The sequence below is a fragment of the Stenotrophomonas sp. STEN029 genome, assembly GCF_056760015.1.
In genome coordinates this window covers 41827-52663 of sequence record NZ_JBRREC010000021.1, presented here as the reverse complement: position 1 = coordinate 52663, position 10837 = coordinate 41827, and the positions used below count along the sequence as shown (strand labels likewise).

Sequence of the window (10837 nt, the reverse complement as noted above, 5' to 3'; positions counted from 1 at the left end):
GCTACTGCTGCATCCGGGCATGTGTGTAATTCGATCTGGATATTCAGCTTCGCGGCTCACGCCGCTCCCACAACAGCACTACAACAATCTCGACGCCCGCCTCAACGAGGCGGGCGTCCTCGCTTCAATACCGGTAGTCCAGCTTCAACCAGAACGAACGCCCCGGCTCATTGATCCGCACCGGGTCAGCAGGAAACCCGAAATCCGCGCTACCGGCCAGATTCAGGTGTTCGGCATAGGCGCGGTCGAACAGATTGTCCACGCCCACACTGGCACGCAGCCCGTCATTGATCCGATAGACGCCGTTGAGTGACAAGGTCGCAAAGCCCGCACTCGGGCCCAGGTCCCGCGCCACCACATTGCCCTCATCCAATGCCACACGGCTCTGCCGGCTGACCGCGCGCAACAAGGCACCCACCGACCAGCGCGACTGTTCATAGGAGGCGGAGAAGCGCCCTTCCAGCGGTGGAATCTGCGGCAACGGCCGGTTTTCGCTGCGGTTCTCGCCCCAGGCGTAAGCCAGCGTGCTGCCAAGCTTCCATGCCTGCGTCGGCCGCCATTCCACGCCCGCCTCGGCCCCGGCGATGCGCGCATCCACATTGCGGGCCTGGGTGCTGCTGCCCATCATTCCACCGCTGCGGTACTGGAACAGGATGTAATCCTGCAGGCGACCGGCATACGCCGACACCCACGCATCAAGCCGCTCGCTGCGGAACTGCAAGCCCAGGTCCAACTGTGTGGTCTGTTCCGGCTTCACGCCCGAGAACGCATTGATGCTACCGACCGGCCCGGCATTGGCCGAGAACAACTCCCAGTAATCCGGCATGCGCTCGCTGTGTCCGATACCTGCGTACCAGGTCCAGACCTGGCCATGATCGCGCTCATAACGCACGAAACCACTGCCGAGATCCTCCTGACGCTGTTGCCCCGCAGTTGGATTCGGCATGCTCATCATGCCGGTGGTCGCGCGCCGATCCTTGACCGTCGCCTTGTCCAGACGCAGGCCGCTGATCCAGCGCTGTGGCGTGCCTTCGCCCAAGGTCAGCTCAGTGAACACACCCTGGCTGCTGAAGTCGGCATCACGCTTCCACGCCGACTGCTGCCAGGTATTGCGTCCCATGCCATTGCGGCTGCGATGGCGACTGTCCTGCGCATCGAAGCCGGCGACGACTGCCACCTCCTGCCAGCGCCATTCGCTGCTGACACGGCCACCGGTGGTGCGCCGCTCAACATTCGAGGCCATCGGCATCGGCATGCTGCTGGCCGGGTTCGGCGTGCGCAGCGTGTAGTTGTCCATCAGGTGATCTGCGTTGTTGTAATACAGATTGGCCTGCAACTTGTCCCAGGCGCCGGGCAGGTTGTCGCGCTCGAAGCGCAGGCCATAACTATCGCGCTTGAACGCGGCGCCATCCATGCCACGGCCGGCATAGCGCGCAATCGCATCGCCTGTGCCGGCACTGAGCTCCACAACCGTGTCAGCATCCGGCGTCCAGCCGATGGCCGCATCGGCGTTCCACTTGCGCCACCGCGAAGGCACCACGTCGCCATTGCCGTCGCGGTAGTCGTCGGACTCGGAACGGTTGCCGTTGACACGCACATATCCGGGCGTGCTGCCGAACGTGGCATCGAGCATCTGGTCGTTGCGGTTGTTGGATCCGCCCAGTGCACTGGCTTTCAGCTCCATGCCAGGGCTGTCAAAGCGCGGCGTCTCCCGCTCGAAGCGCACCGTTCCCGCGGAGGCACCAGCGCCCCAACGCACGCTTTGCGGTCCCTTGATGACGGTCAAGCGATCATAGGTTTCCGGCGCAATATACGACAGCGGATTGTCCATGCGTGACGGGCAGGCACCGATCAGGTTGCCGTCATTGCTGAGAATGTTCAGTCGCGAGCCGGACATGCCGCGTAGTACCGGGTCGCCATTGGTGCCGCCGTTACGGATCGCCGAGAAGCCCGGCACGGTCTTCAGGTAGTCGGCGCCGTCACTGGCCGGCACCGGTTGCCGTGGCAGGCGCGGATCGGTGACCCATTGCAGCGGCGAAGAGGGTGCCGCGGCGGTAACCACCAGCGTGTCCAGGGTTTGGGTCAGATCACGCTCGACGGCATTGCCGATATGTGGGAACAGCGCCATGCAGACGCAGACAGACAGGCATGCCGGAGCACCCGGCATACGGGAAAGGGATTTCATTTGGTTCTCCAATACGACACGTCCGCGCACCGCCCAACGGCAGCGCACGGCAAACAGGAAAGGTGGCGTTATCTGGAGAGCATCGGCGGCCCGCGCGGCGGGTGCGCAGGCCAGCGCAGGCTGGCGCGAACAAGGGTCTTGCGGGGGGATTCAGGCGCCAGCCGATACAGCAACGGCGCCAGTACCAGGATCACCGCCAGCCAGGGCAGCAGGCGCGAGGCCATGGTGCAGTAGTCGCAGGCTTCGCCATGGGCGGCGTGCGGATCGGCCGGCGGCGTTGGCTTCAGCTCGCTCACCGCCAACGCGGGCGCGTGATGCGACATGTGATGCATGTCGTGATGCCCAGCGTGCGCATCGGCAGACACCGGCATCGCTACTTCATGCGCGGCATGGCCCATTGCGCTCGTCGGCAACTGCTGGGACTGCAGCCAGCGGCTGACCACCGGCGCCACTGCCATCAACAAGGCTGCGGCAAAGGCCAGCAGAAGCACAAAGGATTGGAAGCGAAGCGAACGCATGACCCGCGCATTTTATCGGCACGACAATGCCGACGTTGCCACGCAAGGTGCGACCGTTTGCCGCACATCCTGTTCACAGACGCAGACCGTAGTGCCGAGCCACGCTCGGCAGAGGCCTTCCCGGCAATGCCTCACCCACGCAGCGTTTGTAGGAGCGGCGCAAGCCGCGAAGCTGATGTCAATGAAATCGCCAAATAACCCGAAATCCGACGGACCATCAGCTTCGCGGCTTACGCCGCTCCCACAAGGTTGATCACGCTCCAAGGGTAAAGCGTCAGCGGAATCTGGCCGACTGCAGGCCTTCAACGAAATCGCGCACAGCCTGCGCCGCCAGTGAAGGACATGCCTGCAGGAGGAGATGGGGACCTGCAATACTCCTGACGGTCGCATGCTTGATAGCCGACATAATTAGCTCACCGGCACCCGGCATGATCAGGCGATCACCCTCTGCTCGCAGATACAACACCGGCAAGGTGACGCGTGTCAGCAATGCCGACACATCCGCCTGCATTGCAAGCGCCGCACGTTGCCGCAACACGTTTGGATGCACTTCAAGCAAGGCCCGTTCGAGCGCAAGATTCAATGCCGGGGTTGCCCAGCGGCCCAGTAACCACCAGGACAGCAAGGCCAGCGGCAACGCGCGGACAGGCGCAAAACGCGTCAGCGGTGCCAACGGCGAGAACAACGGCAGCGGCGTGCGTGCGAATGTTGTGGACAGCACCACGCCGACAAGATTGGCCGGTGGGTCAGCTGCGATCGACAGCGCTATCGGACCGGAAAAGGATTCACCCAACAGCACGAAAGGAACGTCGCGGTGCAACTCAGCCCTGGCCTGCACCTCCAGCGCCGCATAGTCCAACGCCTTATCCGGCGGGTAACGCAGCACCGTCACCGGCCCAAACACATCACCCAGGCAGGCGACAAACTGCGCGTGCAGCGCCGCCGTGCCATCAAGACCGGGCAGGATTACCAGTGCGGTCACCCAGCCCGTCTCATTCAGACGGTAATCGTCTGCGTCAACGATTCCCAGGTCGGCGGTACCGGCCAATCGGCCTGTTGGTTGCCGTCCAACACGCGGCGCAGATCACGCTTGTCGATCTGCGGTGCAAGCACGTGTACCAGCTCCAGGGCGTAGTCGCGCAGCACGCGGTCGCGCGGCAGCACCGCCCAGGCGATGCACTCGGGAATCGATGCCGGTGCTGGCCAGGCGCGCAGGTCGGTGTCGTTGGCGCTTACCGCCATTTCCGCGAGCAGGCCGACGCCCAGTCCGGTGCGCACATAGGTCTTGATCAGGTCCGCGTCCAACGCGGTCAAGGTCAGGTCCGGTTCCAGATCCAGCGCGGCGAAGGCGCGACGCAGGGATGAACTGGTGCGGGTGGAAGACTCGTAGCTGATCAAGGGATGGCTGGCCAATGCGGCCATGTCCGGCGTTACACCGGCGCGATCCAGCGGATGGCCCTTGGGCACCAGCACCAGCCTGCGCCAGCGATACAGCGGCACGGCAATACCGGTGCTCGGTTCGCCACCTGCAGTGCTGATGATGGCGATGTCGGCATCGCCCTGGCTCAGCAGATCCAGTGCATCGCTTTCAGCGGCCTGCTGCAGGTGCACGCTGACCTGTGGGTAGGCCAATTTGATACGTGCAACCGCTGGCGGCAGCACGAAACGTGCCTGCGTATGGGTCGTGGTCAGGATCAGCTGGCCGTGGCTCTCGCGGCGCTGGTTCGCGGCGTAGGTGCGAATGTTGTTGGCTTCGGCCAACACGCTGCGCGCACGGTTGATGACTTCTTCGCCTGCAGGCGTTACCGATTCAAGACTTCTTCCTTTTCTCACGAACAACAGAAAACCCAACTCGTCCTCAAGCTGTTTGAGCTGTTTCGACAACCCCGGCTGGGTGGCATGCACCCGTGTCGCGGCGAGCGTGATGTTCAGCTCGGCATCGGCAATAGCAACGAGGTAACGCAGTTGGGTAAGTGTCATCGCAGTGTTGGAGAGAGATCTTCGGTAAGGAACTGTGAAGAATGTAGGCCAAAACGGTCTCGATACTTATAACCTAAAGTTATCTGACGTTGGGCGCTTTTCATTTCCGGCGCTGCGGGGCCGGCGCTACGGTCACGGACCTAACTCCGACTACCTCCGTCATCGCCTTGGACAGCCCCTTGTTCCCCCTGTTTGCCGACCTCAAGGGTCGGGCCGTGCTGGTCGTTGGCGGGGGCGCGGTGGCCGAGCGAAAAACCGAGGCGCTGCTGCGTGCCGGTGCCCTGCCCCGGGTCGGCGCACCGGCCCTGAGCCAGGCACTGCGGCAATTGGCCGATGCCGGACGCATCCAATGGCTGAATGGTCAGTTTGATCCAGCCTGGCTGGACCAGGCGATCTGGCTGGTGATTGCCGCCACCGACGACATCATCATCAACCGCGCGGTAGCCGAGGCCGCCGAAGCGCGCCGGCTGTTCGTCAACGTGGTCGATGACGCGGCGCTGTCCGGCTTCCACGTGCCGGCAGTGGTCGAACGCGGGCCGCTGCAGATCGCCATTTCCAGCGGCGGCGGTGCACCAATGGTGGCCCGCCATGTGCGCCGCCAGATCGAAGAACTGTTTGACCAGGCCTGGGGCCAACTGGCGCAGCTGGTCAGCCGCAAGCGCGGGCTGATACGCGAGCGCTTCCCCGAGCTGGCCGCGCGCCGTCGCTTCTTCGACCGGCTGATCGACGGTCCATTGCTTGGCCTGCTGCGCGCACGCCAGTCCATTGCTGCCGAGACCCAGCTGCTGCTGGACATGGGCGCCGAAGCGCCGGCTCATGCCGGCTCGGTGGTGCTGGTCGGTGCCGGCTCCGGTGACCCCGGCCTGCTCACCCTCAACGCCCTGCGCGCACTCAACCAGGCCGATGTGATCCTGCACGACCGTCTGGTCAGTGCCGAGGTGCTGCAGCTGGCGCGACGCGATGCCGACTTCATCGAGGTCGGCAAATCCGCACAGGGCCGCAGCACCGCGCAGGAGCACATCCACGCGCTGATGCTGGAGCATGCCCGCGCCGGCAAGCGCGTGGTGCGACTCAAGGGCGGCGATGCCTTCGTGTTCGGCCGCGGCGGCGAGGAACTGCAGTTCCTGCGCGCCCATGGCATCGCCTTTGAAGTGGTGCCCGGCATCACCGCCGCACTGGCCTGCGCCGCCTACGCCGGCGTCCCGCTGACCCACCGTGACCACGCCCAGCAGCTGCGGTTGGTCACCGCGCACTGCAAGGACTCGCTGGACACGCTGGATTGGCCGGCGCTGGCAGAGCCGCGGCAGACGCTGGTGTTCTATATGGGCGTGGCCGCGCTGGCGCAGATCCGCAGCCACCTGCTCGGCGCCGGGCTGACGCCCAGCACCCCATTCGCCCTGATCGAAAACGGCTCGCGCGCCGACCAACGGGTGGTCAGCGGGCAACTGCGCCAGCTGCCCGAGGCCGCTGCCCAGCACCAGGTGAAATCACCGGCGCTGCTGATCCTCGGCGACGTGGCGGCGCTGGCCGATGAACTGCATTGGTTCGGCGACGCGCCGCTGCACGCAACGCCTACTGTTTCCTCACTTTCCGCAAAGACGGCACCGCCCACACTGGCCGACGCCGCCTGACCACCTCCCCGGAGATTTCAATGGCCCTGTACAACAGCATCCTGGACACCATCGGCAATACCCCGGTGGTCAAGCTCAACCGCCTGGCCCCGGCCGGCGTCGACATCTACGTCAAAGTCGAGTCGTTCAACCCGGCTGGGTCGGTCAAGGACCGCCTGGCCCTGGCCATCATCCTCGACGCCGAGAAGAAGGGCCTGCTCAAGCCCGGTGACACAATCGTCGAAGCCACCTCCGGCAACACCGGCGTCGCCCTGGCGATGGTGGCCGCCGCGCGCGGCTACAAGTTCGTCGCCACCATGGTGGAAACCTTCTCCATCGAGCGCCGCAAGCTGATGCGCGCCTATGGCGCCAAGGTCATCCTGACCCCGGCCGCCGAGCGTGGCAGCGGCATGGTGCGCAAGGCCAAGGAACTGGCGCAGCAGCACGGCTGGTTCCTGGCCAGCCAGTTCGCCAACCCGGCCAACCCGGCCTATCACCGCCAGACCACTGCCGCTGAGATCCTGCGCGACTTCGCCGGCAAGCGCCTGGACTACTTCGTCAGCGGTTGGGGCACCGGCGGCACCCTGACCGGCGTCGGCGAAGTGCTGAAGCTGGCCCGCCCGGAAACCCGCATCATCGCCACCGAGCCGGCCGGCGCCGCGCTGCTGGCCGGCAACGACTTCACCCCGCACAAGATCCAGGGCTGGACCCCGGACTTCGTCCCGGAAGTACTCAACCGCAACGTCTACGATCAGTTGCTGTCGATCCAGGACGAACGTGCGATTGAGACCTCGCGCCGCCTGGCTGCCGAGGAAGGCATCTTCGTCGGCATCTCCTCCGGTGCCACGGTTGCCAGCGCACTGGATGTCGCCGCCACGGCCGAGGCCGGCTCGGTGATCCTGGCGATGCTGCCCGACACCGGCGAGCGCTATTTCTCCACGCCGCTGTTTGCCGACATCAACGACGGCTCCGACGACGACTGGCTGGCCGGTCTTCCGTAACGGCCGTTACTTAACCCGTCAGCAACGCGAAGGCCGCCCATGCGGCCTTCGTGCTTTTCCGTGCCCGTGAATCGCGCCAGATGAGACGCCATGGGCGCAGACTGCAGTTGTGTCCGGCCAGGCGGTAGCCGTCACATCTTTCTCATACATCGCAATGGAAGATCACGGCCATGAACATTGAAGTTTGGCAGGGCGACATCACCGAACTGGCCGTTGACGTCATCGTCAACGCGGCCAATGAAACCCTGCTTGGCGGCGGCGGCGTGGACGGCGCAATCCATCGGGCCGCAGGCCCCGGCCTGCTGCGCGAATGCGAGCAGCTACCCGAACTGCGCGCCGGCGTGCGCTGCCCCACCGGCGAAGTGCGCGCCACCGGCGGCCACAATCTGCCGGCCAAGCATGTGTTCCATACCGTCGGCCCGGTGTGGCGCGATGGTCGCCATGATGAAGCGGCGTTATTGGCCAATTGCTACTGGCAGTCACTGCGGCTGGCCGAGCAGATGGGCCTGGAGTCGATTGCGTTCCCGGCGATCAGCTGCGGGGTTTATGGCTACCCGCTGCACCAGGCGGCGGTCATAGCCGCGACCGAGACCATGACCTGGCAGAAGAGCCATGCGCGGCCTTCGCGGATCGTGCTGGTGGCTTACAACGCGGCGGCGTTCAAGATCTACCAGCAGGCCTTGGCCAGCGCTGGGCCGGCGCAGGAGCAGGCGGGCTCGGTATTGGCGTCGTTTGCGGGTGGGTTTGCGCCTGCGCATTGAGGTGTTTGGCTGTTCGAGCCGAGCAAAATCAAAACCTACCCCTCCCCAGCCCTCCCCTTGCCTTCGGCAAAGGGAGGGGGCCGTTTGTGCAGGTCGGGCAGATCGCAGGTAGCCGCTTTTGCCCCCTCCCTTTCGCGCAGCGAAGGGGAGGGTTGGGGAGGGGTAAGCTCTTGGCAGCAGGCCCATCACCCCAGCTCACCACCCACCCCATAAACCCAGGCATCAAAAAACCCCTGCAGTGAGCGCCCGGCCGCACGCTCCATCGCCTGCTGGAAGTCCGCCGTCACCACCGAGCGCCCATCATTGGCCTGCGTGTACTCACGCAGCCCACGCCAGAACAGCTCTTCGCCCAATTCCAAGCGCAAGCGGTGCAGCACGTACGCGCCCTTCTTGTAGACCACCGCACGATCATCGGCGCTGGGTTTGTTCCAATCCGGATACACCAACGGCCGATCAGCACCCTTCTCGCGCAGCGCCAACACCCGCTGCTCCCAGCCCTGCACCATCGCCTGGTAGGCGGCTTCGCCCTGCGCCTGCTGCAACCACGCCGCCGTCATGAAGTTGGCGAAACCTTCGTTGAGCCAGAAATGCTCCCAGCTGGCACAGGTCACGCGTACTCCCCACCATTGATGCGCGGCTTCGTGGGCGATCAAGCCAGTTTGGGCGGGATCATCCAGCACGCCTTTGCCATAGGCCTCCGACATCACCGACAAACCAGCCATTTCCTGGCCGATGGTGTTGGCCACCAGCGCCTGTCGATAGTCGCCTTCATAGGCCAAGCCTGCGCGGGCGGCGAAGAAGTCGAGCATGTCGTCGGTGGCGGCGAACACCTGTCGCAGTTCGGCCTCGGAGCGGTCCTTCGAGTAGAACTGCAAGCGCCCCTGCCGTGCGTGCTGATAAGGGCCGGCAGCAAAGCCATAGACAAACGCGGGCGTTGGTTTGCGCAGCTGCCAGCGGCGTTCAATACGACCATCACCGAGCAGGCGCGATGGCAGTTCATCGCCAACCGCCGTCGCATGCAGGTCGTGAGGAAGGCGCAGCGCCAACTGCAGCGTAGCGCGCTCGTCCGGCGCATCCACCGACGGCATCCATTGGCTGGTGGAGAATATCGTGTAGACCTCGTTGCGTTCGGCGGCGAACTCCAGGCCAAAGCGCGGCTTGCCGCGGTAGTGCACGCGTACGCTGCTTTGCTGGCCTGCCGTCAACGTCGCTGCAAGGCTGATGGTCAACGTTCCATCGGCCTGCTGGAAGCCGAGCGGCCTGTCATCCTGCGTAACCGAATCGATGACCAGCTCACCACTGTCCAGGACAAGCTGTTGCAGTGGGCCTGTGGCGTCGAAACGCACCAGGGTCTCACCCTGCAGCTGACCGGCGACGATATGCAGATCCAGGGTGGTTGCGTAGTGCTGGATATCGAAATCGCGTGGTTCCGCAGCGAAGGCAGACACGGTCATGGTCGATGCAAACAGTGCCAGCGTGATTCTGAGGTGCATCGGATCATCCCTGAGGAAAAACCCGATTGTAGGTCGCCGAGCTTGTAGGAGCGGCGTAAGCCGCGAAGCTGGAAATGCACAGGCTGCCTGGAATGAATGCAATTGCAGCCACCCTGGCGGTTTTGTTTGCACCGGCTTCGCGGCTTACGCCGCTCCTACAAAAACACTGCAAAACAAAACGCCGGCTGTTGGCCGGCGCTTTGTTCAACTCACGCAGCTTGGCCTATCAGCCTTCCCACTTGCCCTGTGCAGCCAGGCCGTTTTCCTTGGCACGCTCGAACACGGTCTTCTGTGCGGCAGCGTAGTTGCCCTTCATGTCCTTGGCCCACAGCTTCAGTGCAGCCTGCTGCATGGCGCGGCCGTAGGAGAAGCTCAGCGGCCACGGCAAGGTGCCGACCTGGTTCATGGCATTGAGGTGAGCGGTGGACTGCTCGTCGCTCTGGCCACCGGACAGGAACACCACACCCGGCAGGATCGCCGGCACGGTCGACTTCAGGCACATCACGGTGGACTCGGCCACTTCCTCGACATCCACCTGCTCGTCGCAGGTCTTGCCCGGGATGACCATCGAGGCCTTCAGGATGGTGCCTTCCAGCACCACGTTCTGCTGGTACAGGGCGTCGAACAGCGAACGCAGGGTGGCTTCGGTGACTTCGTAGCAGGTCTCGATGTCGTGGTCGCCGTCCATGATCACTTCCGGCTCGACCATCGGCACCAGGCCGCATTCCTGGCACAGGGCGGCATAACGGGCCAGTGCATGGGCGTTGGACTCGATGCAGGTGCCCGACGGCATGCTTTCGCCGATGTTGATCACCGCACGCCACTTGGCGAAACGGGCGCCCAGCTTGTAGTACTCCTGCAGGCGCTCACGCAGGCCGTCCAGGCCTTCGGTCACCAGCTCGCCGGGACAGCCGGCCAGCGGGTGCGCACCCTTGTCGACCTTGATGCCCGGGATCATGCCGTTGTCGGCCATGTACTTGGCGAACGGCACGCCGTCCTTGGTCGACTGGCGGATGGTTTCGTCGTACAGGATGGCGCCGGAGATGTGCTCGTTGAGCTTCGGCGTGGTCAGCAGCAGTTCGCGGTACGCACGACGGTTTTCTTCCGTGTTCTCGATGCCGACGCTTGCGAAGCGCTTGGCAATCGTACCGGTGGATTCGTCAATGGCGATGATGCCCTTGCCCGGGGCGACCATGGCCTGGGCGGTTTCAGCCAGCAGTTCGATGCTCATGAGGTTCCTGTGACAGCGTGCGGGAAAACCCGGATTATAGCCCGGCACGCTCACCGGC

9 protein-coding genes are annotated in these 10837 nt (G+C 64.3%); 3 read left to right on the top strand and 6 right to left on the bottom strand.

The genetic code is table 11. The annotated features are described in order from the left end of the window. Window positions 1-124 precede the first annotated feature (124 nt). The 4 genes from ACVOLI_RS07095 to ACVOLI_RS07080 form a co-directional block, all read right to left on the bottom strand. Window positions 125-2185 carry a TonB-dependent copper receptor gene (locus ACVOLI_RS07095; RefSeq protein WP_481534096.1) on the bottom strand — a complete coding sequence of 687 codons (2061 nt, stop codon included), beginning with the start codon at window positions 2183-2185 and terminating at the stop codon, window positions 125-127. Window positions 2186-2253: 68 nt separating this feature from the next. Beyond that, on the bottom strand, window positions 2254-2703 hold the full coding sequence (locus tag ACVOLI_RS07090) for a DUF2946 family protein (RefSeq protein WP_481534095.1): 450 nt from the start codon (window positions 2701-2703) through the stop codon (window positions 2254-2256). Window positions 2704-2977: 274 nt separating this feature from the next. Further along, window positions 2978-3685: a serine aminopeptidase domain-containing protein gene (locus tag ACVOLI_RS07085; RefSeq protein ID WP_481534094.1), complete on the bottom strand. Its 708-nt coding sequence runs from the start codon at window positions 3683-3685 to the stop codon at window positions 2978-2980. A 14-nt stretch (window positions 3686-3699) separates the two neighbouring features. Continuing rightward, window positions 3700-4683: a LysR family transcriptional regulator gene (locus ACVOLI_RS07080; protein WP_481509618.1), complete on the bottom strand. Its 984-nt coding sequence runs from the start codon at window positions 4681-4683 to the stop codon at window positions 3700-3702. 179 nt (window positions 4684-4862) lie between these two features. Between ACVOLI_RS07080 and cysG the strand changes: the two genes are divergently transcribed. The 3 genes from cysG to ACVOLI_RS07065 all read left to right on the top strand — a co-directional run bounded on the left by cysG (window position 4863) and on the right by ACVOLI_RS07065 (window position 8055). Further along, a complete protein-coding gene (cysG, locus tag ACVOLI_RS07075) occupies window positions 4863-6314 on the top strand; it encodes a siroheme synthase CysG (protein WP_481534093.1) in 1452 nt (483 codons plus the stop codon). Window positions 6315-6334: 20 nt separating this feature from the next. Beyond that, window positions 6335-7294 (top strand): cysteine synthase A, encoded by a 960-nt coding sequence (cysK, locus tag ACVOLI_RS07070; RefSeq protein WP_481534092.1) that lies wholly within the window; start codon window positions 6335-6337, stop codon window positions 7292-7294. Window positions 7295-7464: 170 nt separating this feature from the next. Continuing rightward, window positions 7465-8055, top strand: a complete 591-nt coding sequence (locus ACVOLI_RS07065) for an O-acetyl-ADP-ribose deacetylase (RefSeq protein ID WP_296247103.1) — start codon at window positions 7465-7467, stop codon at window positions 8053-8055. A 185-nt stretch (window positions 8056-8240) separates the two neighbouring features. Here the strand turns inward: ACVOLI_RS07065 and ACVOLI_RS07060 are convergent, their stop codons facing one another. Both ACVOLI_RS07060 and ACVOLI_RS07055 read right to left on the bottom strand, forming a co-directional pair. After that, window positions 8241-9548, bottom strand: coding sequence for a M1 family metallopeptidase (locus tag ACVOLI_RS07060; protein ID WP_481534091.1), 1308 nt, complete (start codon window positions 9546-9548; stop codon window positions 8241-8243). Between the two features lie 226 nt (window positions 9549-9774). Further along, window positions 9775-10779 carry a class I fructose-bisphosphate aldolase gene (locus ACVOLI_RS07055; protein ID WP_282271310.1) on the bottom strand — a complete coding sequence of 335 codons (1005 nt, stop codon included), beginning with the start codon at window positions 10777-10779 and terminating at the stop codon, window positions 9775-9777. Window positions 10780-10837 lie beyond the last annotated feature (58 nt).

Excerpts from the sequence above, each read along its gene's own strand:
- ACVOLI_RS07065 (WP_296247103.1), top strand. The coding sequence starts at position 7,465 with ATGAACATTGAAGTTTGGCAGGGCGACATCACCGAACTGGCCGTTGAC.
- ACVOLI_RS07055 (WP_282271310.1), bottom strand. The coding sequence starts at position 10,779 with ATGAGCATCGAACTGCTGGCTGAAACCGCCCAGGCCATGGTCGCCCCG.
- ACVOLI_RS07090 (WP_481534095.1), bottom strand. The coding sequence starts at position 2,703 with ATGCGTTCGCTTCGCTTCCAATCCTTTGTGCTTCTGCTGGCCTTTGCC.
- ACVOLI_RS07060 (WP_481534091.1), bottom strand. The coding sequence starts at position 9,548 with ATGCACCTCAGAATCACGCTGGCACTGTTTGCATCGACCATGACCGTG.
- ACVOLI_RS07080 (WP_481509618.1), bottom strand. The coding sequence starts at position 4,683 with ATGACACTTACCCAACTGCGTTACCTCGTTGCTATTGCCGATGCCGAG.
- cysK (WP_481534092.1), top strand. The coding sequence starts at position 6,335 with ATGGCCCTGTACAACAGCATCCTGGACACCATCGGCAATACCCCGGTG.
- ACVOLI_RS07095 (WP_481534096.1), bottom strand. The coding sequence starts at position 2,185 with ATGAAATCCCTTTCCCGTATGCCGGGTGCTCCGGCATGCCTGTCTGTC.